This window comes from Plantibacter sp. ME-Dv--P-122b (assembly GCF_030209375.1).
Lineage (GTDB): Bacteria > Actinomycetota > Actinomycetes > Actinomycetales > Microbacteriaceae > Plantibacter.
The window spans coordinates 576,470-599,795 of the sequence record NZ_JARVSC010000001.1 but is presented as its reverse complement, the minus strand read 5'-3'; the positions used below and the strand labels follow the sequence as shown (position 1 = coordinate 599,795).

General features: G+C 66.3%; 32 protein-coding genes. All 32 read right to left on the bottom strand.

Features of this window, described 5'->3' with window-relative positions; translation table 11 throughout:
- Positions 1-10: 10 nt before the first annotated feature.
- Positions 11-232, bottom strand: coding sequence for a translation initiation factor IF-1 (infA, locus tag QRN19_RS02850; RefSeq protein WP_017885304.1), 222 nt, complete (start codon positions 230-232; stop codon positions 11-13).
- Between the two features lie 149 nt (positions 233-381).
- Positions 382-1,266: an aminodeoxychorismate lyase gene (locus QRN19_RS02845; protein ID WP_285025136.1), complete on the bottom strand. Its 885-nt coding sequence runs from the start codon at positions 1,264-1,266 to the stop codon at positions 382-384.
- Between the two features lie 57 nt (positions 1,267-1,323).
- Positions 1,324-2,163 carry a type I methionyl aminopeptidase gene (gene map / locus QRN19_RS02840; protein ID WP_285025135.1) on the bottom strand — a complete coding sequence of 280 codons (840 nt, stop codon included), beginning with the start codon at positions 2,161-2,163 and terminating at the stop codon, positions 1,324-1,326.
- A 20-nt stretch (positions 2,164-2,183) separates the two neighbouring features.
- Positions 2,184-2,837 (bottom strand): adenylate kinase, encoded by a 654-nt coding sequence (locus tag QRN19_RS02835; RefSeq protein ID WP_285025133.1) that lies wholly within the window; start codon positions 2,835-2,837, stop codon positions 2,184-2,186.
- 66 nt (positions 2,838-2,903) lie between these two features.
- Complete coding sequence (locus QRN19_RS02830) at positions 2,904-3,512, bottom strand: adenylate kinase (RefSeq protein WP_285025131.1); 609 nt, start codon at positions 3,510-3,512, stop codon at positions 2,904-2,906.
- Positions 3,509-4,837: a preprotein translocase subunit SecY gene (secY, locus tag QRN19_RS02825; RefSeq protein ID WP_064296691.1), complete on the bottom strand. Its 1,329-nt coding sequence runs from the start codon at positions 4,835-4,837 to the stop codon at positions 3,509-3,511. Before secY ends, QRN19_RS02830 begins: the two co-directional genes overlap by 4 nt.
- Positions 4,838-4,930: 93 nt before the next feature.
- Positions 4,931-5,527 (bottom strand): 50S ribosomal protein L15, encoded by a 597-nt coding sequence (gene rplO / locus QRN19_RS02820; RefSeq protein ID WP_079705265.1) that lies wholly within the window; start codon positions 5,525-5,527, stop codon positions 4,931-4,933.
- Entirely contained in the window at positions 5,527-5,709 is a 183-nt protein-coding gene (gene rpmD / locus QRN19_RS02815) for a 50S ribosomal protein L30 (RefSeq protein ID WP_079001710.1), read from the bottom strand. Before rpmD ends, rplO begins: the two co-directional genes overlap by 1 nt.
- Positions 5,709-6,377: a 30S ribosomal protein S5 gene (rpsE, locus tag QRN19_RS02810; RefSeq protein ID WP_229939737.1), complete on the bottom strand. Its 669-nt coding sequence runs from the start codon at positions 6,375-6,377 to the stop codon at positions 5,709-5,711. Before rpsE ends, rpmD begins: the two co-directional genes overlap by 1 nt.
- Positions 6,378-6,415: 38 nt before the next feature.
- The gene (gene rplR, locus QRN19_RS02805; protein WP_064296693.1) at positions 6,416-6,775 is read right to left on the bottom strand and encodes a 50S ribosomal protein L18; all 360 of its coding nucleotides are present in this window, start codon (positions 6,773-6,775) and stop codon (positions 6,416-6,418) included.
- A 2-nt stretch (positions 6,776-6,777) separates the two neighbouring features.
- Positions 6,778-7,314, bottom strand: a complete 537-nt coding sequence (gene rplF, locus QRN19_RS02800; protein ID WP_064296694.1) for a 50S ribosomal protein L6 — start codon at positions 7,312-7,314, stop codon at positions 6,778-6,780.
- Between the two features lie 6 nt (positions 7,315-7,320).
- Positions 7,321-7,719, bottom strand: a complete 399-nt coding sequence (gene rpsH / locus QRN19_RS02795) for a 30S ribosomal protein S8 (protein ID WP_064296695.1) — start codon at positions 7,717-7,719, stop codon at positions 7,321-7,323.
- 145 nt (positions 7,720-7,864) lie between these two features.
- Entirely contained in the window at positions 7,865-8,449 is a 585-nt protein-coding gene (gene rplE, locus QRN19_RS02790) for a 50S ribosomal protein L5 (protein ID WP_056008119.1), read from the bottom strand.
- Entirely contained in the window at positions 8,449-8,808 is a 360-nt protein-coding gene (gene rplX / locus QRN19_RS02785) for a 50S ribosomal protein L24 (RefSeq protein WP_056008121.1), read from the bottom strand. The genes rplE and rplX overlap by 1 nt, the downstream gene beginning before the upstream one ends.
- 3 nt (positions 8,809-8,811) lie before the next feature.
- A complete protein-coding gene (rplN, locus tag QRN19_RS02780; RefSeq protein ID WP_064296696.1) occupies positions 8,812-9,180 on the bottom strand; it encodes a 50S ribosomal protein L14 in 369 nt (122 codons plus the stop codon).
- A 31-nt stretch (positions 9,181-9,211) separates the two neighbouring features.
- Positions 9,212-9,532 (bottom strand): 30S ribosomal protein S17, encoded by a 321-nt coding sequence (gene rpsQ / locus QRN19_RS02775; protein ID WP_056008125.1) that lies wholly within the window; start codon positions 9,530-9,532, stop codon positions 9,212-9,214.
- Between the two features lie 2 nt (positions 9,533-9,534).
- A complete protein-coding gene (gene rpmC / locus QRN19_RS02770; protein ID WP_285025129.1) occupies positions 9,535-9,870 on the bottom strand; it encodes a 50S ribosomal protein L29 in 336 nt (111 codons plus the stop codon).
- On the bottom strand, positions 9,870-10,289 hold the full coding sequence (gene rplP, locus QRN19_RS02765; protein WP_064296698.1) for a 50S ribosomal protein L16: 420 nt from the start codon (positions 10,287-10,289) through the stop codon (positions 9,870-9,872). Before rplP ends, rpmC begins: the two co-directional genes overlap by 1 nt.
- Before the next feature lie 2 nt (positions 10,290-10,291).
- Positions 10,292-11,080, bottom strand: coding sequence for a 30S ribosomal protein S3 (gene rpsC / locus QRN19_RS02760; protein WP_064296699.1), 789 nt, complete (start codon positions 11,078-11,080; stop codon positions 10,292-10,294).
- Positions 11,080-11,472, bottom strand: coding sequence for a 50S ribosomal protein L22 (rplV, locus tag QRN19_RS02755; RefSeq protein ID WP_056008137.1), 393 nt, complete (start codon positions 11,470-11,472; stop codon positions 11,080-11,082). Before rplV ends, rpsC begins: the two co-directional genes overlap by 1 nt.
- A 26-nt stretch (positions 11,473-11,498) precedes the next feature.
- Positions 11,499-11,780, bottom strand: a complete 282-nt coding sequence (gene rpsS / locus QRN19_RS02750; protein ID WP_064296700.1) for a 30S ribosomal protein S19 — start codon at positions 11,778-11,780, stop codon at positions 11,499-11,501.
- Between the two features lie 12 nt (positions 11,781-11,792).
- The gene (gene rplB / locus QRN19_RS02745) at positions 11,793-12,632 is read right to left on the bottom strand and encodes a 50S ribosomal protein L2 (RefSeq protein WP_064296701.1); all 840 of its coding nucleotides are present in this window, start codon (positions 12,630-12,632) and stop codon (positions 11,793-11,795) included.
- A 28-nt stretch (positions 12,633-12,660) separates the two neighbouring features.
- Positions 12,661-12,960 carry a 50S ribosomal protein L23 gene (gene rplW / locus QRN19_RS02740; RefSeq protein WP_056008147.1) on the bottom strand — a complete coding sequence of 100 codons (300 nt, stop codon included), beginning with the start codon at positions 12,958-12,960 and terminating at the stop codon, positions 12,661-12,663.
- Entirely contained in the window at positions 12,957-13,622 is a 666-nt protein-coding gene (rplD, locus tag QRN19_RS02735; protein WP_124768819.1) for a 50S ribosomal protein L4, read from the bottom strand. Before rplD ends, rplW begins: the two co-directional genes overlap by 4 nt.
- 4 nt (positions 13,623-13,626) lie before the next feature.
- On the bottom strand, positions 13,627-14,280 hold the full coding sequence (rplC, locus tag QRN19_RS02730; RefSeq protein ID WP_285025125.1) for a 50S ribosomal protein L3: 654 nt from the start codon (positions 14,278-14,280) through the stop codon (positions 13,627-13,629).
- A 24-nt stretch (positions 14,281-14,304) separates the two neighbouring features.
- Positions 14,305-14,613 carry a 30S ribosomal protein S10 gene (rpsJ, locus tag QRN19_RS02725; protein WP_005050520.1) on the bottom strand — a complete coding sequence of 103 codons (309 nt, stop codon included), beginning with the start codon at positions 14,611-14,613 and terminating at the stop codon, positions 14,305-14,307.
- 469 nt (positions 14,614-15,082) lie between these two features.
- Positions 15,083-16,897, bottom strand: coding sequence for a DUF4012 domain-containing protein (locus QRN19_RS02720; protein WP_285025070.1), 1,815 nt, complete (start codon positions 16,895-16,897; stop codon positions 15,083-15,085).
- 176 nt (positions 16,898-17,073) lie between these two features.
- A complete protein-coding gene (tuf, locus tag QRN19_RS02715) occupies positions 17,074-18,264 on the bottom strand; it encodes an elongation factor Tu (protein WP_064296705.1) in 1,191 nt (396 codons plus the stop codon).
- Positions 18,265-18,405: 141 nt separating this feature from the next.
- On the bottom strand, positions 18,406-20,520 hold the full coding sequence (gene fusA / locus QRN19_RS02710; RefSeq protein ID WP_064296706.1) for an elongation factor G: 2,115 nt from the start codon (positions 20,518-20,520) through the stop codon (positions 18,406-18,408).
- Positions 20,521-20,607: 87 nt separating this feature from the next.
- Positions 20,608-21,078 (bottom strand): 30S ribosomal protein S7, encoded by a 471-nt coding sequence (rpsG, locus tag QRN19_RS02705; RefSeq protein ID WP_056008166.1) that lies wholly within the window; start codon positions 21,076-21,078, stop codon positions 20,608-20,610.
- Positions 21,078-21,452, bottom strand: coding sequence for a 30S ribosomal protein S12 (gene rpsL, locus QRN19_RS02700; protein ID WP_056008169.1), 375 nt, complete (start codon positions 21,450-21,452; stop codon positions 21,078-21,080). Before rpsL ends, rpsG begins: the two co-directional genes overlap by 1 nt.
- Positions 21,453-21,799: 347 nt before the next feature.
- Entirely contained in the window at positions 21,800-23,230 is a 1,431-nt protein-coding gene (locus QRN19_RS02695) for a zinc ribbon domain-containing protein (RefSeq protein ID WP_285025069.1), read from the bottom strand.
- Between the last annotated feature and the right edge of the window lie 96 nt (positions 23,231-23,326).

Genomic DNA, 23,326 nt, shown 5'->3' with positions numbered 1-23,326 from the left:
ACAGCGCGACCTACTTGTAGCGGTAGACGATCCGACCACGGGTCAGGTCGTAGGGGGTCAGTTCCACGATCACGCGGTCCTCTGGGAGGATGCGGATGTAGTGCTGACGCATTTTGCCCGAAATGTGGGCAAGTACCTTGTGTCCGTTGGTCAGCTCAACGCGGAACATCGCGTTGGGCAGAGCCTCGACCACTTGGCCCTCGATCTCGATGACGCCGTCTTTTTTGGCCATAGCCTCACTGTCGCTCAGGTTGAGTCGCACTGGTCGTGCGGATGGATTGCGGTGCGGATGTCGGCTCGCCGAAGGCATGCAGAAAGCACCAAAGATCGATTCTATGCTATGTTTCCGGGTTTCGCCAACTCAACGTCGGCCAGGGCCCGTCAGTCGGTGCGGGAGCGCAGCGCGTCGTTGATCTGTGCCGTGAGACCGGCGTCCATCGGCAGCGGACGTCCGTCCACGCCACGCACCGGCGCGGCCAGTCGGACGCTGGAGAGCAGCCACGCCGCTTCCGCGTCGAGCACGTCCGCAGGCGTCAGCATCCGGTATTCGTGGGCGATCCCCTGCTCGTCGAGATACGCCCACAGGGCGAGCTGCGTCGTGCCGGGCAGGATGCCGCTCGAGGGCGGCGGTGTCACGAAGATCCCGTCGATCCGCACGACCACGGTGGAGGTGGGGCCCTCGAGGACGAAGCCGTCGCTGCTGACGAAGAGCACGTCGTCCGCTCCACGTCGGTGCGCCTCACGGAGCGCGGCCATGTTGACCGCGTACGACAGCGTCTTGGCTCCGGCGAGCAGCCACGGCGAATGCTCCTGCACGTCGCTCGGGAGGCCTCGGTCGAGCAGGACGACCTCGATGCCGGTCTCGCGCTCGGGGAAGCCGTCAGCCGGCGTCGCGGAGATCCACGCGGTCGGGCGTCCGCCACTCCCCCGCGTCAGGACCAGTCGGACGGCGCTCTGATCGACGTCGGGGAGTCCCGCGACCGCGCGAGCGATGGCGAGCCGCCACTGCGCGTGGTTCGGCGCGGGCAGATCGAGGATCGCCGCCGACTCGGTGAGGCGATCGAGGTGCGCCTCGACCGACTGCGGGTGTCGACCGACGACGCCGATCGTCTCGAAGATCCCGTCCCCCCGCGCGGGGCCGAGGTCGAAGACGCTCAGGACGCCGGACCCGTCGCCGGCCGACGTGATCGAGGCCGCGAGGTCGGCGCCGTCGATGACGGTGTCTGCGGGGAGGACGTCGAGAAGGAACACGATCGGCACGCTCATGCCGAGCAACTCTACCGGGACGGGTGGAACCCGGATGGCGACTCGACGGCCGCTCGCTCAGGCGGGACGAACCGGGGTGACGCCGAACGCGGCGAGGGCCGCGGCACCGCCATCGTGGGCGGTCAGGACCCAGATGCCGTCGCGGTGCACGGCGACGCTGTGTTCCCAGTGCGCCGCCGAGCCACCGTCGAGCGTGGCCACGGTCCACTCGTCGTCGCGGACGAAGGTGTCGGGGCTCCCGGCCACCACCATGGGCTCGATGGCCACCACGAGTCCGGGCTTCACTTCCGGACCACGCTGGCGGACCCGGTAGTTGAACACCGGCGGTGCCTCGTGCATCGTGCGTCCGATGCCGTGCCCGACGTAGTCGGTGAGGATCCCGTAGGGCTTCCCCTCGGGCGAGTGGTCCTCGACGTACTCCTCGATCGCCGCACCGACCTGATTGAGGTGCCGGGCGGTCGCGAGCTCGGCGATCCCGGCCCACAACGACCCCTCCGTCACCGCCGAGAGTCGTTCGCGTTCGCTGACGAGCTCCGGGTGCGCGGGGTCGGGCAGCACGATGGTCATCGCCGAGTCGCCGTTCCAACCGTCGATCTCGGCGCCGCTGTCGATCGACACGATGTCGCCCGCCTGCAGCACGCGGGATCCGGGGATGCCGTGCACGACGTCCTCGTTGACCGAGGTGCACACCGTGTGGCGATAGCCGGGGACGAGCTTGAAGTTGGAGTGCCCGCCTGCGGCGACGATGGCGGCCTCGGCAGCCGCGTCGAGCTGGAGCGTCGTCACCCCGGGGGCGACCAGGGCGCGCACCGCATCGAGCGATGCCGCCGTGGCCAGCCCCGGCGCGATCATGGCGCGGATCTGGTCAGGCGTCTTGTAGATGGACTTTCGGAACACTGTGGTGGACTCCCGTCCGGTCAGTCCGTGAGGACGTTCAGGCCGCGCTCGGCGAGGGCGGCATCGATCTGCGCGGTCACCTCGGCGACGTCGCCGAGACCGTCGACGGTCACCAGGAGCCCACGAACCGCGAACGCCTCGATGAGCGGGGCGGTCTCCTGCTCGTATCGGGTCAGCCGGAGGCGGATCACCTCAGCGGCCGCGGCGTCGGCGCGCGCCTTCACGGGAGCACGCTCGAGCAGTCGCTCGACGACCGCCTCGGTGTCGGCCTGCAGCTGCACGACGGCGTCGAGGCGTGCACCGCTCTCGGCCAGTAGCGCGTCGAGCACGGCGACCTGGTCGGCCGTCCGCGGGTACCCGTCGAGGACGAAACCGTCCGAGGCATCGGGCTGGTGGAGCCGCTCGCGCACGATCTCGTCCGTGAGCGGGCCCGGGACCTCGCCGCCCTCGTTGACGATGGCCTGCAGCTGCTTCCCGAGGTCGGTGCCACGCGTGACGCTCGCGCGGAACATGTCGCTCGAGGAGATCGCCGGGATACCGAAGCGCTCGGCAAGGAGCGCTGCCGTCGCGCCCTTCCCTGTTCCCGGGGAACCGACGATGAGCAGGCGGGGCCTGTCCGCCGCAGCGCGCGACCTATTGACGGGACCCGCCGCGACCGGCTCCCCCGCCGTCATCACACGGACGGGCTCAGGCGTCCTGTCGATCGACTCCCGGAACACCGTGATGGACGTGCCCGAGGGTCAGACGGCCGGGACGACGATGCCTCGAGCAGCGAGGGCCGCGTCGATCCGAGCGGTGACCTCGTCCACCTCGCCGAGACCGTCGACGGCCACGACGAGCCCGCGGGCGGTGAAGACCTCGATCAGCGGAGCCGTCTCGTGCGCGTAGAGCTCGAGCCGGTGACGGATGACGTCTTCCGTGTCGTCGGTGCGACCCTGCTCGGCGGCACGCTTGAGGAGTCGTGCGACGACCTCTTCCGTGTCGGCCTGCAGCTGCACGACGGCGTCGAGGCTCGCGTCGCTCTCAGCGAGCAGTGCGTCCAGAGCGACGACCTGGTCGGTGGTCCGCGGGTACCCGTCGAGCAGGAACCCTTCGACGGCGTCGGGCTGGTGGAGCCGGTCGCGGACGATCTCGTTCGTCAGGGAGTCGGGGACGTACCCGCCCTCGCTCACGATCGCCTGGACCTGCTTGCCGAGCGCCGTACCCTCCTTGATGTTCGCGCGGAAGATGTCGCCCGTCGAGATCGCGGGGATGTCGAAGTGCTCCGCGAGGAAGGCCGCCTGGGTGCCCTTGCCGGATCCCGGAGGACCGACGATGAGGAGACGGGGCTTGCCGGACGCCGCGCTCAACGCAGGAGCCCTTCATAGTGGCGCTGCTGGAGCTGCGAATCGATCTGCTTGACCGTCTCGAGTCCGACACCCACGATGATGAGGATCGACGCCCCACCGAACGGGAAGTTCGCGTTCGCGCCGACCAGCGCCAGGGCGATGAGCGGCAGGAGCGCGATCAACCCCAGATAGATCGATCCGGGCAGGGTCACGCGCGTCAACACGTAGTCGAGGTACTCGGCGGTCGGGCGGCCCGCTCTGATGCCGGGGATGAACCCGCCGTACTTCTTCATGTTGTCGGCGACCTCTTCAGGGTTGAAGGTGATCGCGACGTAGAAGTAGGTGAAGCCGACGATGAGCAGGAAGTACATGAGCATGTACAGCGGGTGGTCACCCTTGGTGAGGTACTGCTGGATCCACAGGACCCAGGGTGCCGGGGTGCCGGTCGTCGGCTGGTTGAACTGCGCGATGAGGGCAGGCAGGTACAGGATCGAGGATGCGAAGATGACGGGCACCACACCGGCCATGTTGACCTTGATGGGGATGTAGGTGTTGTTGCCGCCGTACGTCCGGCGTCCGACCATCCGCTTCGCGTACTGCACGGGGATGCGACGTTGCGACTGCTCGACGAAGACGACGAGTCCGACGATCACGAGGCCGACGGCGAGGACGAGGAGGAAGACCTCCGGGCCCTTCGCGGTCCAGATGGCGGCCAGCGAGCCCGGGAAGGTGGCTGCGATCGAGGTGAAGATGAGGAGCGACATGCCGTTGCCGACGCCCCGCTCGGTGACGAGCTCGGCCATCCACATGACGAGGCCGGTGCCCGCGGTCATGGTGACGACCATGAGGAGCATGCCGTACCAGGTGCCGCCCTGGGCGGTGATGAGGTCGGCGCAGACGCCGCCCTGGTTGCCGAACAGCGCGCCGCTCTTGGCGACGGTGATGAGCGTCGTCGACTGGAGGATGCCGAGGAAGATCGTGAGGTACCGCGTGTACTGCGTCAGCTTGCCCTGACCGGCCTGGCCTTCTTTGTGCAGCGTCTCGAAGTGCGGGATGACCACGCGGAGGAGCTGGACGATGATCGACGCGGTGATGTAGGGCATGATGCCCAGCGCGAAGATGGACAGTTGGAGGAGCGCGCCACCACTGAAGAGGTTGACGAGCTCGTAGAGGCCTGATGCGCCGGCGGCCTGCTGGTTCGCGAGGCACTGCTGCACGTTCGGGAAGTTCACGAACGGAGCGGGGATGAAGGACCCCAGCCGGTAGATGGCGATGATCCCGAGCGTGAACCCGATCTTGCGACGAAGATCCGGGGTCCGGAAGATCCGGCCGATGGCGCTGAACAAAAGGGGCCTCCTGTGAGATGTTGCGGGGTCGGCCCGGGTGACCGGCATGATGCCGGCCACCCGAGTGAGCTCCTGTGCGGAGCCGGCCGAGGGCTACTTGACGCTGCCCCCGGCTGCCACGATCTTCTGCTCAGCTGAGCCGGAGACCTTGTCGACCGCGACATTCAGCTTAACCGAGATGTCACCGTTTCCGAGAACCTTGACCTTCTCGTTCTTCCGGACGGCACCCTTGGCGACGAGGTCCACCGTGGTGACGTCGCCACCCTTCGGGTACAGCTCGGCGAGCTTCTCCAGGTTCACGACCTGGTACTCGACGCGGAAGGGGTTCTTGAAGCCACGGAGCTTCGGGGTGCGCATGTGCAGCGGCATCTGCCCACCCTCGAAGCCGACCTTGACGTTGTAACGCGCCTTCGTACCCTTGGTACCGCGACCAGCGGTCTTACCCTTGGACGCCTCACCACGACCCACGCGCATCCGGGACTTCTTGGCACCGGCGGCGGGACGGAGGTGGTGCACCTTCAGGACCTGCTCGCGCTTCTCAGCGGGCTCGTCCTTCGCGGGCTTCTTGGCTGCAGCAGCCTTGGGAGCCGCCTTCGCCTTGGGCTCGGCCTTCGCGGCAGCCGTCTTCGGAGCTGCCTTGGCAGCGGCCTTGGGGGCCTTCTCCTCAGTGGTTTCGTTCTTCTCAGCCATTAGTCGATCTCCTCAACCTGTACGAGGTGAGCAACAGTGTTCACGTAGCCGCGGTTCTGTGCGTTGTCCGGGCGGACGACGACAGCACCGATGCGACGGAGACCCAGGCTGCGAAGCGTGTCGCGCTGGTTCTGCTTCTCACTAATTCTGCCCTTGATCTGGGTGATCCTCAGCTGGGCCATCAGGCACCTACCTTCGCAGCAGCGGCCGCCTGAACGGCCTCTGCCTCTGCACGGAGCAGGCGGGCCGGAGCGACCTGGTCGAACTCGAGACCACGACGGGCTGCGACGGCACGAGGTTCCTCGAGCTGCTTCAGCGCCGTGACGGTCGCGTGGACGATGTTGATCGTGTTGGACGAACCGAGCGACTTGCTCAGCACGTCGTGGATGCCGGCGCACTCGAGGACGGCGCGGACGGGACCACCGGCGATGACACCGGTACCAGCGGCGGCGGGGCGCAGGAGCACCACACCGGCTGCTGCCTCACCCTGGGTGGGGTGCGGGATGGTCGAGCCGACGCGCGGGACGCGGAAGAAGTTCTTCTTCGCCTCTTCGACGCCCTTCGCGATCGCGAGCGGGACTTCGCGAGCCTTGCCGTAGCCGACGCCGACCATGCCGTTGCCGTCACCGACGACCACGAGGGCGGTGAAGCTGAAGCGACGACCACCCTTCACGACCTTCGAGACACGGTTGATGGTCACGACGCGCTCCAGGAACTGGCTCTTGTCGCTGTCGCGGCTACCGCGGTCGCGGTTGGGGTTGCGCTCGCGGCCTCCGCGGCGCGCCTCGCGCGGCTCGCGGTCGCCGGTGGGCGCCGTCGATGCCGCGGTCTCGACCGGGGCCTCGGCCACGGTCGCCACAGGCTCTTGCTGCTGCTTGTTGTCTTCGCTCACAGGTTCAATCCGCCCTCTCGAGCACCATCGGCAATTGCTGCCACGCGACCTGCGTAGCGGTTGCCTCCACGGTCAAATACGACATCGTCGATGCCGGCTGCCTTGGCACGCTCGGCGATGAGTTCGCCGACCTTGCGCGACTTGGCGGTCTTGTCGCCGTCGAACGTCCGGAGGGTGTCCTCCATGGTCGAGGCGGAGACGAGGGTGTGACCCTTCGTGTCATCGACAACCTGCACGAACACGTGACGGGCTGAACGGTTGACGACGAGGCGCGGACGGACCGCGGTGCCCTCGACCTTCTTGCGCAGACGCGTGTGGCGACGGCCACGTGCGGCAGTCTTCGTTGGACGAGCCATGGTTACTTACCAGCCTTTCCGGCCTTGCGACGCACGATCTCGCCGGCGTAGCGCACACCCTTGCCCTTGTACGGCTCGGGCTTGCGGATCTTACGGATGTTGGCGGCGACCTCGCCGACGGCCTGCTTGTCGATACCGGCGACCGTGAGCTTGTTGTTGCCCTCGACGGTCAGCGTGATGCCGACCGGCGGCTCGACGGTGACGGGGTGCGAGAAGCCGAGCGCGAACTCGACGGCGCTGCCCTTCTGAGCGACGCGGTAACCGGTTCCGACGACCTCGAGGCCCTTGGTGTAGCCCTGGGTGACGCCGATGATCTGGTTCGCTATGAGCGTGCGGGTCAGGCCGTGGAGCGAGCGCGAGTTGCGCTCGTCGTCGGGACGCGTGACCAGCAGCTGTGCGTCTTCGAGCTTGACCTCGATGGGGCTCGCGACGGTGAGCTGGAGCTCACCCTTCGGGCCCTTGACGGTGACGTTCTGACCGGCGACGTCGATGGTGACGCCTGCCGGGATGTCGATGGGGAGTCTTCCAATACGAGACATGACTGGCTACCACACGTAGGCGAGGACTTCCCCACCCACGCCCTTCTTCTCGGCCTGGCGGTCCGTGAGGAGGCCGCTGGAGGTGGACAGGATGACGACGCCGAGGCCGCCGAGGACCTTGGGGATCTCGTTCGACTTCGCGTAGACGCGGAGGCCGGGCTTCGAGACGCGCTTGATGCCGGCGATGGAGCGCTCGCGGTTCGGGCCGAACTTGAGGCTCAGCGAGAGCGTCTGTCCGACGGCCGCGTCAGCGACCTCCCAGCCGGAGATGTAGCCCTCGGACTTGAGGATCTCGGCGATGTTCACCTTGAGCTTGGAGTGCGGCATCGACACGGTGTCGTGGTGCGCCGAGTTCGCATTGCGCAGTCTGGTCAGCATGTCTGCGACCGGATCTGTCATGGTCATATCGAGTGTTTCCTTTGTTCACCAGGTTTCGACATCCTGTGCAAGGGTGCCGACCTGTGGTGGTTGAACCGTTCTGGGCAGGAGTGCCCCGAACGGGCGGAAGCCCGGTCCTCGACATACACCGAGGACCGGGCAGAAGCTCAGCCTACTTGGACTCAGCCGCCTTGAACGGGAAGCCGAGCGCCTTGAGCAGCGCGCGACCCTCGTCGTCGTTCTTGGCCGTGGTCACGACGGTGATGTCGAAGCCGCGGACACGATCGATCTTGTCCTGGTCGATCTCGTGGAACATGGACTGCTCCTGGAGACCGAAGGTGTAGTTGCCGTTGCCGTCGAACTGCTTGTCCGAGAGACCGCGGAAGTCGCGGATACGCGGAAGAGCGAGGCTCAGCAGGCGGTCGAGGAACTCCCAGGCGCGGTCGCCACGAAGCGTGACGTGGGCGCCGATGGGCTGACCCTCGCGCAGCTTGAACTGCGCGATGGACTTGCGTGCCTTGGTGACCTGCGGCTTCTGGCCGGTGATCTTGGTGAGGTCCGAAACAGCGCCGTCGATGACCTTGCTGTCGCGAGCGGCCTCGCCCACACCGGTGTTGACGACGACCTTCACGAGTCCGGGCACCTGGTGCACGTTCGTGAAGCCGAAGTCCTTCTGCAGCTGCGGAAGGATCTCAGCGCGGTACTTCTGCTTGAGACGGGGCTGGATTTTGCCAGTCGCCACTTCTGTGTCGGTCATTACAGGTCCTTACCTGACTTCTTGGCGTAACGAACGCGGACCGTCTTGGTGACGCCGTCCTTCGTGACTTCCTCGTTGCGGTGGCCGACCTTGGTCGGGCCCTTGGTCTCCGGGTCGACGAGCGCGACGTTGGAGATGTGGATCGAAGCCTCGACGGTCTCGATGCCGCCGGTCTTCGTTCCACGCTGGGTCTGGCCGACACGGGAGTGCTTCGTGACGTAGTTGACGCCCTCCACGATCACCCGGTTCTTGTCCGCCAGGACCTCGATGACGCGACCCTGCTTGCCGCGGTAACCACCGCGGTCCTGCTTCGGGCCGGAGACGACCTGAACCAGGTCGCCCTTCTTGATCTTTGCCATGACTTAGATAACCTCCGGCGCCAACGAGACGATCTTCATGAACTTCTTGTCACGAAGCTCGCGACCGACCGGTCCGAAGATGCGGGTACCACGGGGGTCCCCGTCAGCCTTCAGGATGACAGCGGCGTTCTCGTCGAACTTGATGTATGAACCGTCGGAACGACGGGTCTGCTTGCGGGTGCGGACGATGACCGCCTTGACGACGTCGCCCTTCTTGACGTTGCCACCGGGGATCGCGTCCTTGACGGTCGCGACGATGGTGTCACCGAGGCCCGCGTAGCGGCGGCCGGAGCCACCGAGCACGCGAATGGTCAGGAGCTCCTTGGCGCCGGTGTTGTCGGCGACCTTGACTCGTGATTCTTGCTGAAGCATTGTTCGCTTTCCTCTCAGTAAGCCGCGAGGCCTACTTGGCCTTCTCGAGAATCTCGACCAGACGCCAGCGCTTGGTGGCGCTGGTGGGGCGGGTCTCGCTGATCAGGACGAGGTCGCCGATGCCGGCGGAGTTCGCCTCGTCGTGAGCCTTGACCTTGGAGGTGCGGCGGATGACCTTGCCGTAGAGCGGGTGCTTCACGCGGTCCTCGACCTCGACGACGATGGTCTTCTCCATCTTGTCGCTGGTCACCAGACCACGGCGGGTCTTGCGGTAGCCACGAGCAGCGGCGTCCTTGACGTCGTGCTCGGCCGACTCGTGACCCTCGGGGGCCTTGTCAGTAGCGGTAGCCATGTCTAGGCCTCCTTCGTGGTCTCGGCGTCGACTGCAGCGGTGTCCTCGGACTTCGGTGCGGCCTTGGCCTTCTTGGTCTTCTTCTCAGCCTTGGCCTCGACGACCTCGACGGTCGGCGTGGCCCGGATGCCGAGCTCGCGCTCACGGATGACCGTGTAGATGCGAGCGATGTCGCGCTTCACGGCGCGCAGGCGGCCGTGGTTCTCGAGCTGCCCCGTGGCCGACTGGAAGCGCAGGTTGAACAGCTCTTCCTTGGCCTTGCGGAGCTCCTCGATGAGGCGCTGGTCTTCAAAGGTGTCGAGCTCGACGGGGGTGAGCTCCTTGGATCCGATCGCCATTATGCGTCGCCCTCCTCGCGCTTGATGATGCGTGCCTTGAGGGGCAGCTTGTGGATTGCACGGGTCAGCGCCTCGCGGGCCAGGGTCTCATCGACTCCGGCGACCTCGAACAGCACACGACCCGGCTTGACGTTCGCGACCCACCACTCGGGCGAACCCTTACCGGAACCCATGCGGGTTTCGGCGGGCTTCTTGGTCAGCGGACGGTCGGGGTAGATGTTGATCCACACCTTTCCGCCACGCTTGATGTGACGCGTCATGGCGATACGAGCGGACTCGATCTGACGGTTGGTCACGTAAGCGGGCGTCAGGGCCTGGATACCGAACTCACCGAACGACACCTTGGTGCCACCGGTCGCCTGGCCGGAACGGCCGGGGTGGTGCTGCTTCCGGTGCTTGACTTTGCGTGGGATCAACATGGTTATGCCTCAACTCCTGCGGCGGCGGGCGCCTCAGCAGCTGCCTTGGGGGCGCTGCTCGGACCGGCGTTCCGACGGGGGCGGTCGCCACCGTCGCGACGTTCCGGACGCGTCGACTTCTGGTTGGCCTGCTCGCGAGCAAGCTCCTTGTTGGTGATGTCGCCCTTGTAGATCCAGACCTTCACGCCGATGCGGCCGAACGTGGTCTTCGCCTCGTAGAAGCCGTAGTCGATGTTCGCGCGGAGCGTGTGCAGCGGCACACGGCCTTCGCGGTAGAACTCGGAACGGCTCATCTCGGCGCCGCCGAGGCGGCCGGACACCTGGATGCGGACACCCTTGACGGTGGACGTGCGCTGAGCACCCTGCAGGCCCTTACGCATCGCGCGGCGGAATGCCACACGTGCGGAGAGCTGCTCGGCGATGCCCTGCGCGACGAGCTGAGCGTCGGCCTCGGGGTTCTTGACCTCGAGGATGTTCAGCTGGATCTGCTTCTTCGTGAGCTTCTCGAGGTCTGCGCGGATGCGCTCGGCCTCGGCGCCACGGCGACCGATCACGATGCCCGGACGGGCGGTGTGGATGTCGACGCGGACGCGGTCACGGGTGCGCTCGATCTCGATGCGGCTGACACCAGCGCGGTCGAGCGAGGTCGCCAGCAGACGGCGGATCTTGACGTCTTCCGCGACGAAGTCGCTGTAACGCTGACCCTTCTTCGTGCTGTCGGAGAACCAACGCGACACGTGGTCGGTCGTGATTCCCAGACGGAAGCCGTATGGATTGACTTTCTGACCCATTACTTGCTCACCTTCTTGGCCTTGGCAGCGCCGGCAGTCTCATCAGGCGTCGAGAGCTCGACGGTGATGTGGCTGGTGCGCTTGAGGATGCGGAACGCGCGGCCCTGTGCGCGGGGACGGAAACGCTTGAGGGTTGCACCCTCATCGACGTACGCCTTCGCGATGTACAGGTCCTGCTCGTCAAGGAACACGTTGTCCTTGTCGGCCGTGACGCGAGCGTTCGCGATGGCCGAGGCAACGAGCTTGTAGATGGGCTCGCTGGCGCTCTGTGGTGCGAACTTCAGGATGGCCAAGGCCTCCTGAGCCTGCTTGCCACGGATGAGCGCGACGACACGACGGGCCTTCTGGGGGGTGACGCGGATGTGTCGCACGCGGGCGATCGACTCCACCATTTCTCTTCCTCCTTCACGTCACCGCGTTAGCGGCGACGGCCCTTCTTGTCGTCCTTCACGTGTCCACGGAAGGTGCGGGTGGGCGCGAACTCGCCGAGCTTGTGCCCGACCATCGTCTCGGTGACGAACACCGGGATGTGCTTGCGACCGTCGTGGACGGCGATGGTGTGACCCAGCATCGCCGGGATGATCATCGATCGACGCGACCAGGTCTTGATCACGTTCTTGTTGTTGGCCTCGTTCGCCGTGACGACCTTGCGGAGCAGGTGGTCGTCGACGAAGGGGCCCTTCTTGAGACTGCGTGGCATCTTCTCTTACTCCTACTTACGCTTCTTGCCGGCGGTACGACGACGAACGATGAGCTTGTCGCTTTCCTTGTTGGGGTGGCGCGTGCGGCCTTCCTTCTGGCCCCACGGGCTGACCGGGTGACGTCCACCGGAGGTCTTGCCCTCACCACCACCGTGCGGGTGGTCGATCGGGTTCATCGCGACACCACGGACGGTCGGGCGGACGCCCAGCCAGCGCTTCCGGCCGGCCTTACCCCAGTTGATGTTCGACTGCTCGGCGTTGCCGACCTCACCGATGGTGGCGCGGCAGCGCAGGTCGACGTTGCGGATCTCACCGGACGGCAGACGGAGCTGCGCGTACGGGCCGTCCTTCGCGACGAGACGCACCGATGCACCCGCGGAGCGGGCCATCTTCGCGCCGCCGCCGGGACGGAGCTCGATCGCGTGGATGACCGTACCGGTGGGGATGTTCTTCAGCGGCAGGTTGTTACCGGGCTTGATGTCCGCGCCGGCACCCGACTCGACCACGTCGCCCTGGCTGAGCTTGTTCGGAGCCAGGATGTACCGCTTGGTGCCGTCCACGAAGTGGAGCAGCGCGATACGCGCGGTGCGGTTGGGGTCGTACTCGATGTGAGCGACCTTGGCGTTGACGCCGTCCTTGTCGTTGCGACGGAAGTCGATCAGACGGTACTGGCGCTTGTGGCCACCACCGATGTGACGCGTCGTGATGCGGCCCTGGTTGTTGCGACCACCGGTCTTCGACAACGGACGAAGCAGCGACTTCTCCGGCGTGGTGCGGGTGATCTCCGCGAAGTCCGCGACAGACGAACCGCGACGACCAGGAGTCGTGGGCTTGTACTTACGAATAGCCATTTCTTATTCCTCTTCGTTCCCGGCCGTCTTAGCCAACAGCCGTGAAGATGTCGATGGAACCCGACTTGAGCGACACGATGGCGCGCTTGGTGTCCTTGCGCTTGCCGGTGCCGAACTTGGTGCGACGGGTCTTGCCCTGACGGGTGAGGGTGTTGATCGAAGCGACCTCGACACCGAAGATCTTCTCGATGGCGAGCTTGATCTCGGTCTTGTTCGAGCGCGGGTCGACGAGGAAGGTGTACTTGCCTTCGTCGATCAGGCTGTAGCTCTTCTCGGAGACGACCGGCGCGAAGATGACGTCGCGCGGGTCCTTGTTGATCGCGGTCATGCCGAGACCTCCTCGGTTGCGGCCGTGTTGCCGGTCTTGCTGGCGACGAATGCCTCGAAGGCGGCCTTGGTGAAGACGATGTCGTCGGAGACGAGCACGTCGTATGCGTTCAGCTGGTCGTACGACAGCACGTGCACGTTCTGCAGGTTGCGGACGCTGCGGAGGCTGAGCTCGTCGTCGCGCTGGAGGACGATCAGGACGTGCTTCGAGGAAGCGACGTTCGTCAGGTACTCGGACACGGCCTTCGTCGACGGCTTCTCACCGATCGAGAGGGAGTCGACGACGTGCAGGCGGCTGCCGCGTGCGCGGTCGGAGATGGCACCGAGGAGAGCCGCGGCGATCATCTTCTTGGGGGTGCGCTGCGCGTAGTTGCGGGGCACTGGACCGTGGACGATGCCACCGCCGGTCATCTGAGGTGCACGGATGGAGCCCTGACGAGCGTTACCCGTACCCTTCTGCTTGAACGGCTTGCGGCCGGCACCGGACACTTCGCCGCGGCGCTTGGTCTTGTGCGTCCCCTGGCGGGCGGCAGCGAGCTGCGCGACGACCACCTGGTGGATGAGCGGGATGTTGGTCTGAACGTCGAACACCTCGGCAGGAAGGTCGACGGTGCCGGCCTTCTTGAGCTTGGTGTCGAGCACGTCGAGAGTAGCGATAGCCATGGAACTACGCTCCCTTCACTGCGGTGCGGACGAATACGATACGGCCACGAGCGCCGGGAACGGCACCCTTGACGAGCAGCAGGCCCTTCTCGGCGTCAACGGCGTGAACCCGGAGGTTCAGCACGGTGACGCGCTCGCCACCCATACGACCGGCCATGCGCATGCCCTTGAAGACACGGCTCGGGGTCGAGGAGGCGCCGATGGAGCCCGGCTTGCGGTGGTTGCGGTGAGCACCGTGAGATGCGCCCATGCCCTTGAAGTTGTGACGCTTCATGACACCGGCGAAACCCTTACCCTTCGAAGTGCCGACGACGTCGACCTTCTGGCCGGCCTCGAAGACACCGTCGACGGTGAGCTCCTGGCCGAGCGAGTACTCGGATGCGTCGGCGGTGCGGACCTCGGTGAGGTGGCGACGCGGCGTCACGCCGGCCTTGTCGAAGTGACCCGCGTCAGGCTTGCTGACCTTGCGGGGATCGATCTGGCCGTACGCGATCTGCACGGCGTCGTAGCCGTCGACCTCGGGGGTGCGAACCTGCGTGACCACGTTGGGCGTGATCTCGATGACGGTGACGGGAACGAGCTTGTTGTTCTCGTCCCACACCTGGGTCATGCCGAGCTTGGTGCCGAGCAGACCCTTGCTGGTCTTCGTGTTAGACATGTCTTCCTTCCGTCTCTACCGAGCTCAGAGCTTGATCTCGATGTTGACGTCCGCCGGCAGGTCGAGACGCATGAGCGAGTCGACGGCCTTCGGGGTCGGGTCGATGATGTCGATCAGACGCTTGTGGGTGCGCATTTCGAAGTGCTCCCGGCTGTCCTTGTACTTGTGCGGCGAACGGATCACGCAGACCACGTTCTTCTCCGTCGGAAGCGGCACGGGGCCGACGACGGTTGCGCCTGCACGGGTGACCGTGTCGACGATCTTGCGCGCCGAAGTATCGATGACCTCATGGTCATACGACTTCAGTCGGATGCGGATCTTCTGTCCCGCCATGTGTGACTCACTCTCTGTCTCGCGTCGTGCGGATCGCTCCGTATTGGACGCATATCGTGCGCTTTGCAACGTTCGGTTGCTCCGCGCCATTGGCACTACTGGTGTCGCACCACTGTTCTGCTGTCAACGACCACTCGTGTCTTGCGACCCTCGTGGTCATCCACCGGATTCCACCCCGACTCGTGGTCGGCGCTGGGCGCAGCACTGCTGCGACCTGGATTGCGATGAAGTGATTGGTGTTCTGCTACCCGCGGCCTAGGCTCGATCCCTGTCGCGTTGCCGCGTCTGGGAGCTCCTATGCACTACCTGGCAGTGATCCGCCGGAGCGCGCACAGGCACGCTCGTCCGAAATACTGAACTGGACTAGTTTGCCACGGATCCACCATGCGTGCAACCCGGGCGTGTCGCGGGCGGCGGATGGTCAGGATCCGCCCAGTCTCGGGCGCCACCGGCACCGATGCACCACTGCTCAGCAGGGCTCGACGACGTTGTCGACCTCGACCGGACGCACCCCCGGGGTACCCGTGAACCGCACTGCGTCGACCGTGGCACCGGACACGTCCGCATCGACGTCGAGCGCCACCGTCGCGCCCGGAGCGATCGTCACCACCACGTAGGCGACCGGGTGTCCGTCGTCCGATCCGGCCGTGTACGGGACCTCGACGCCATCCACGCGAACCGAGCGGACGTCGGCTCCGTCGGGCACGTAGGCCATGACCCGCAGGCGCATCCAACCGCGTGGGAGCCCTTCGCGCTCGTGGAACCCCGCGATGTAGTCGAACGCCTCCGTGTCGAGCTCCGGCTCCGTGTCGATCGTGTTGGAGAGCTCCGACGCGACCATGACCGTGCGCGTCCCGTCGACGTCGCACGACCCCGCACGGACACGTACCTGCTGCCGAAGGTAGAACTCGAGCTTGGACCCGACCGCGTCCGAGAGGTAGAGCCCGAACGGCACCGAGCGCGACGAACGCTCGGGCAGGGTGCCGCCGACCCCGGCGAGCACCAGTGCCCGCTCCTCGACACGGTCTGGACTCCACGCGAGCAGACGCCGCTCGTCGACCGCTTGGACCCAACCGTCGATCGCCCTGGGCACCACCATGGACCCCGCCTGCAGCTGCGATGTGAGCGCCTGTACGACGGCGGTGAAGGTCGCGTCCTGCGCGCGGTTCGCCTCGTCGCTGAGACCGGGGTGGTCTCGGTACACACGATTCAGGAGCTCGTCGACGACCGTGTCGCTCGACACCTCCGTGCCGTCGGCCAGCACCACGGGGCCGGTCGCCCACAGCAGACGGGACAACGCGACTGGATCCACGGCCAGCACCAGGTCCGGCGTGACACCCTGGCTCTCCTGCCAGAGCCGCGAGGCCACCTGCGCGCCGTAGGGGAAGTGCGGTCGCGCCGTCACTTCATGGATGGAGGTGCCGGCGGCAGCGTAGCCCTCGGTCCGGTAGAGCGCGTCGGCATCGGCCGGAAGCGGTACCACCGGATCGGCGTGCGACACGAAGTCCGCGCCGCCGAGGGTCCTGGTCACGCCGAGCACTCCGTCCTCGACGTGCACGAGCACCGACGCTCCTGCGATGCCACCGAGGGCTCGACTCTCCGCGGAGTTCTGGAAGAGCACGACCACGTCTCGCGGTCCCTCCTCCCCCAGGAACCCGGGTAGCGCCCGCAGCACCGGGGCGAGCCGCGCGGCGAGCGACGACGCCTCGCGCAGCGGTCCGTCAAGTCCGCCCAGCGCCGACGCCACCTGCGGCAGGAGCACCGTACGGTCCAGGCGGTCGAGGCGCGCCACCTGCTCCTCGAGTCGCTCGAGCGCGCGCGCCGAGGTCCGGGCCAGTCTCCCCACCCGCTCGGTGTCCAATCGCCCGTCGATCGCCAGTCCGTCGAGCGACAGGTCGAGGACCGGCTCGACGACCTCGTCGACGACCACGTGGGCGGCTTCGACCGCCGTGCGCACCGCCTCGAAGTTCGCCCCGGAGACGGGCACCCGTTCGGCGAGCCACCAGTCAGGCCGCCGCGTCGACGCCAGTGCCCGCTCGACTGCGTCGCCGGCGCGCTGCACGGCGGCAGGGTCGATCCCATCGGTGGCGCCGCCATCGACGCCCGCCCGGATCGTCTCGAGCTCCGGCAGGACCGACTCGAGTTCATCCCGGACGGACATGGCCTCCGCAGCCGCCGACACGGTGGCGCCGGCGATGCCGAGCAGAACGGATAGTGCGACGACGCTCGGGATCAGGACACGTGGGCGTGGCAGACGACGCGGACGGCTGGACGAACGGGACACGGTCACCTCGGGCGGCTCGATACGGAATGGGTCGCCCGATATCTTACATATGAGTCACCGGGTCGCCGACCGGCCGACGGCGCGCACGACGAAGGGCCCGGAGCGTGATGCTCCGGGCCCTTCGTGTGGAACCGTGTCGACCCTGAGGTCGACCAGGGGTTCGCGTCAGCGGATGCTTACGCGAGCACCTTGGTGACGGTGCCGGCGCCGACGGTGCGGCCACCCTCGCGGATGGCGTAGCCGAGGCCGACCTCCATGGCGATGGGCTGGATCAGCTCAACGGTCATGTCGGTGGTGTCGCCGGGCATGACCATCTCGGTGCCCTCGGGCAGCGTGATGACGCCGGTGACGTCGGTGGTGCGGAAGTAGAACTGCGGACGGTAGTTCGCGTAGAACGGGTTGTGACGCCCACCCTCATCCTTGGACAGGATGTACGCGGTGCCCTCGAAGTTCGTGTGCGGCGTGACCGAACCCGGCTTCACGACGACCTGGCCGCGCTCGACGTCTTCACGCTTCGTGCCACGGAGCAGGAGACCACAGTTCTCGCCGGCCCATGCCTCGTCGAGCTGCTTGTGGAACATCTCGATACCCGTGACGATCGTCTTCTGCGTCGGGCGGATGCCGACGATCTCGACCTCGGAGTTGATCGCGAGCGTGCCACGCTCGGCGCGGCCCGTGACGACGGTTCCACGACCGGTGATCGTGAAGACGTCCTCGATCGGCATGAGGAAGGGCTTGTCCTTGTCGCGCACGGGGTCGGGGACGTTGGCGTCCACGGCGTCCATGAGGTCGAGGATGCTCTGCACCCACTTCTCGTCGCCCTCGAGCGCCTTGAGGCCCGAGACGCGGACGACCGGTGCGTCCTCAGCGAAGCCCTGCGAGGCGAGGAGCTCGGAGACCTCGAGCTCGACGAGCTCCAGGATCTCCTCGTCGTCGACCATGTCGGACTTGTTCAGCGCGACGAGCAGGTAGGGGACGCCGACCTGCTTGGCGAGCAGCACGTGCTCACGCGTCTGAGCCATCGGGCCGTCAGTGGCGGCGACGACCAGGATCGCGCCGTCCATCTGCGCAGCACCGGTGATCATGTTCTTGATGTAGTCAGCGTGACCGGGGGCGTCGACGTGCGCGTAGTGGCGCTTCGGGGTCTCGTACTCGACGTGCGAGATGTTGATCGTGATACCACGCTGACGCTCTTCCGGCGCGGAGTCGATCGACGCGAAGTCGCGCTGCACGTTGGTCGCGGACGGGAACTTGTCCGCCAGGACCTTCGAGATCGCCGCGGTGAGCGTGGTCTTGCCGTGGTCGACGTGACCGATCGTACCGATGTTGACGTGCGGCTTGGTCCGCTCGAACTTGGCCTTTGCCACTGTGAGTCCTCCTCAGGACGTTGTGCGGGACGCCGGGCACCATTCGATGCCCGACGCACTGCAGGGATGTGTATTCATGTTACGCGATCCGCCCGGGTGTTCGCACACCCGACCGGACCGCGGTGAAGAGAGAGTGAGTGACTACTCGCCCTTGTTCTTCTGGATGATCTCGTCGGCGACTGCCTTCGGGACCTCCGCGTAGCTCTCGAACGTCATCGAGTACACGGCACGACCAGAGGTCTTCGACCGGAGGTCGCCGATGTAGCCGAACATCTCGGAGAGCGGCACGTTGGCACGGATGACCTTGACGCCGGTGGCGTCGTCCATGGACTGGATCTGTCCACGGCGCGAGTTGAGGTCTCCGATGACGTCGCCCATGTACTCCTCAGGAGTACGCACCTCGACCGCCATGAGCGGCTCGAGGAGGACGGGGTTGGCACGCGAGTAGGCCTCCTTGAGACCCATCGAGCCGGCGATCTTGAACGCCATCTCCGAGGAGTCGACGTCGTGCGCCGCACCATCGGTGATGATCGCCTTGACACCCACGACCGGGTAGCCGGCGAGGCCACCGACCTGCAGGGCGTCCTGGAAACCGGCGTCGATCGACGGGATGTACTCGCGCGGGATGCGACCACCGGTCACAGCGTTCACGAACTCGTAGGTCGTCTCCGGAGTGACGTCCATCGGCTCCAGATCGAACTGGATCTTCGCGAACTGACCCGAACCACCGGTCTGCTTCTTGTGCGTGTAGCCGTACTTCTCGACCTTGCGCTTGATGGTCTCGCGGTACGCGACCTGCGGCTTGCCGACGTTGGCCTCGACGTTGAACTCGCGCTTCATGCGGTCGACGAGGATGTCGAGGTGGAGCTCGCCCATGCCCTTGATGACCGTCTGGCCGGTCTCGGTGTTCTGCTCGGTGCGGAACGTCGGGTCCTCTTCGGCCAGCTTCTGGATCGCGGTGCCCAGCTTCTCCTGGTCGGCCTTGGTCTTCGGCTCGATCGCGACCTCGATGACGGGCTCCGGGAAGCTCATCGACTCGAGGACGACCTGGTGCTGCGGGTCGGACAGGGTGTCACCGGTGGTGGTGTCCTTCAGGCCGATGACCGCGTAGATGTGACCGGCGGTGACGAAGTCGACCGGGTTCTCCTTGTTGGCGTGCATCTGGAAGATCTTCCCGATGCGCTCCTTCTTGCCCTTGGTCGAGTTGATGATCTGCGCACCGGAGTCGAGACGACCCGAGTAGACGCGGACGTACGTCAGGCGACCGAAGAACGGGTGCACCGCGACCTTGAACGCGAGCGCGGTGAAGGGCTCGGTCGAGTCGGGGTGACGCTCCACGACCTTCTCCTCGTCGCGTGCGTCGTGGGCCTCGATGGCCGGGACGTCGAGCGGGGAGGGGAGGTAGTCGATGACGGCGTCGAGCATCGGCTGGACGCCGCGGTTCTTGAACGCGGAGCCACAGAGGACCGGGTACATCGTGCTCGTGATGGTGAGGTGACGGATCGCGGCCTTGATCTCCGCGACGGTCAGCTCCTCGCCACCGAAGTACTTCTCCATGAGTGCGTCATCGGTCTCGGCGACGGCCTCGAGGAGCGCGGTGCGGTACTCGGCCGCCTTCTCCTTGAGGTCTTCCGGGATCTCCTCGATGGCGTACTTGGCGCCCATCTCGACGTCACCCTTGGCGTCTCCGCGCCAGGTGAGCGCACGCATCTCGACGAGGTCGACGACGCCCTCGAAGTTGGACTCGGCACCGATCGGCAGCTGGATGACCAGCGGCTTCGCGCCGAGGCGGCTGATGATCGTGTCGACGGTGAAGTAGAAGTCGGCGCCGAGCTTGTCCATCTTGTTGACGAAGCAGATGCGCGGGACGTCGTACTTGTCGGCCTGACGCCAGACGGTCTCGGACTGGGGCTCGACGCCCTCCTTGCCGTCGAACACCGCGACCGCGCCGTCGAGGACGCGGAGCGAACGCTCGACCTCGACCGTGAAGTCGACGTGGCCGGGGGTGTCGATGATGTTGATCTGGTTCTTGTTCCAGAAGCAGGTCGTCGCGGCGGACGTGATGGTGATGCCGCGCTCCTGCTCCTGCGCCATCCAGTCCATCGTCGACGCACCGTCGTGGGTCTCGCCGATCTTGTGGTTGACGCCCGTGTAGAACAGGATGCGCTCGGTGGTGGTGGTCTTGCCGGCATCGATGTGGGCCATGATGCCGATGTTGCGGACCTTGTTCAGGTCGGTGAGCACGTCTTGTGCCACGGGGTCCTCCGGGGATAGGTAGGGGTGAGCTGATTCACTCGGTGATGCGAGGGCGGGCGGGTCGCCCGCCCTCGCATCGGGCGGCGACTACCAGCGGTAGTGCGCGAACGCCTTGTTCGACTCGGCCATCTTGTGCGTGTCTTCACGACGCTTGACGGCTGCACCGAGACCGTTCGATGCGTCGAGGATCTCGTTCTGGAGACGCTCGGTCATCGTCTTCTCGCGGCGGCCCTTCGCGTAGCTCACGAGCCAGCGCAGGGCGAGGGTGTTGGCGCGGTGAGGCTTGACCTCGACCGGCACCTGGTAGGTGGAACCACCGACGCGGCGCGAACGCACCTCGAGGGTCGGACGGACGTTGTCGAGCGCCTTCTTGAGCGTGACGACGGCATCCTGCTGGTTCTTGGCGGTGACGCCTTCGAGTGCGTCGTAGACGATGCGCTCAGCGAGGCCCTTCTTGCCGTCCAGCAGGATCTTGTTGACGAGCTGGCTGACGATGGGGGCGCCGTAAACGGGATCGGCGACGACGGGGCGCTTCGGAGCTGGACCCTTGCGAGGCATTACTTCTTCTCCATCTTCGCGCCGTAGCGGCTGCGAGCCTGCTTGCGGTTCTTGACGGCCTGCGTGTCGAGGGCGCCACGGACGATCTTGTAACGGACACCCGGGAGGTCCTTCACGCGACCACCACGGACCAGGACCAGCGAGTGCTCCTGGAGGTTGTGGCCCTCACCGGGGATGTACGCGGTGACCTCGGTGCCGTTGCGCAGCTTCACGCGGGCGACCTTGCGCATCGCCGAGTTCGGCTTCTTCGGGGTGGTGGTGTACACGCGGGTGCACACGCCGGCCTGCTGGGGGTTGCTCTTCAGGGCGGGCGCCTTGGTCTTGACGACCTTGGGGCTGCGGCCCTTCCGAACCAACTGCTGAATGGTTGGCACTACTTGCTCCTTGATGATGACTGCACGGTGACAGTGGTACTGCAGCATTCGTGGACCGGTCTCCCGGACCACGAGGTCGTATGGACCCACCGGCGCCGCGCGAGTGCGCGTCGCTTTCATGGTGGGTATGCCGTGGGGGCGATCTGCAACCGGGACCAGCCCGGCGGGGATCAACCCGATGGTGCAAGACTGCTGTCCGCTCCCCCGAGCCAGGCTCCGGAGAACGTGGACAGCACGAGAGCGCACGACAGCGCGCACACCCAACCAAGACTAGCCCGCGGACGACCTGTGGTCAAACGATGACGACCCCCGGGAGCAGTGCTCCCAGGGGTCGTCCAGGTGTCGGTCTACGGGAAGGGGACGAAGGTCGCGCCCTCGTCGGTGAAGCCCTCGACCGTGCCGCCGACGATGAAGTCGACGGGGTTGATGCTGTAGCCCGGGCCGGTCTGGCCGGTGGCGGGGTCGGTCAGCGTGCAGGTCATCGACATGCGTCCGACGGTCTCGGAGTCGACGGCCCAGCCGCCGCCCGAGAACTCGCCGACCGTGAAGGTCGGGCGCGTGTCGAACTTCCATGTCACGCCGGACGGCGTGAAGCCGGTGTCGTTGCGGATCTCGAAGGGGCACCCCTCCGGGGCGAGCTCCGTCGCCGCACCGCAGCCGTCGATGTACGCGTTGACGGCCTCCTCGACGGCGGTCGTCCCGGCGTCGGTGAGGGCGACGGCGAGCGTCGCGGGTTCCGCGGCCTGACCGAAGCCCACGGCCGTCGTGGTCGTCGCCTCGGCGGTGTACCAGTCGCTCTCGCTGAGGGCGACGTCGTACGTACCGGGGAGGGCGCGCAGCTGGTACGACCCCTCGGCGATCGGTTCGACGTCGGTGAGGTCGACGCCGCCGACCGTCGCGACCGCGTCCTCAGGGGCGACCACGTCGACCTGGACCGTGCTGAGTTCGGGAGCCTCGAGCTTCCACTTGTCGAAGAGCACCGCGTCCTTGCCGACCTTGGTGAGCGTGAACTCCTGGTCGACACTCTCGCCCCCCTGGGTGAGACGGGCCTCGACGGTCGCGGTGTTCCCGCTGGTCGTCGTCTTCCCGATCGTGTAGCCGGAGACCTTGCCGGACGCAGCCTTGTACGCGTCGTCGGTCAGCAGCACGTCGGCCGCCGACACCTCGGTACCGGAGAGCTTGAGCGCCTGTTCGGCGTCGCCCGACTTGAGGGCGTCGAGGTAGCTCTTGACCGTCACCTCCGGGGCGTGGAGGGCGTTGCCGACGCTGACACCGACGATGCCACCGACGATGATGAGGAGGAGGGCGCTCCCGCCTGCGATGATGCCGGTGAGCCCCTTCTTCGAGAGCTTCTTCTTGGGCGGCTGCTGGCCGCCGCCGTACCCGCCGGCGCCCTGCGCGTAGGGCGCCTGGCCGTACTGCTCGGTGGGCTGCTGGCCGTACTGTCCCGTGGGCTGCTGCCCGTACTGACCGGCACCCTGCTGACCGAACTGTTCGGTCGGCTGCTGCCCGTACTGCGCCGTCTGGCCGTACTGTCCCGTCTGCTGGCTGTACTGACCGGACTGCTGTCCGTACTGGCCCGTCTGCTGGCTGTGCTGGCCGGACGACTGCGTCGGCGACTGCCCGTACGGCGACTGCTGTCCGTACTGGCCCGTCTGCTGCTGGCCTGAGCCCGACTGCTGCGGGCCGTTGCCCTGCCATCCCTGCTGCGGGTCGGGCTGAGCGGGTGGTCGCTGCCACTGGGGCTGCTGCGGGTTCTGATCTCCGGGATCGGTCATGGTGTTGCGCCCCCAATGAGCATGGATCGTGCTGATGACAAGTGCTCGAAAGTATAGTGACGGGTGTCGGACAGCACGATGGGGAGATCTCCCCTC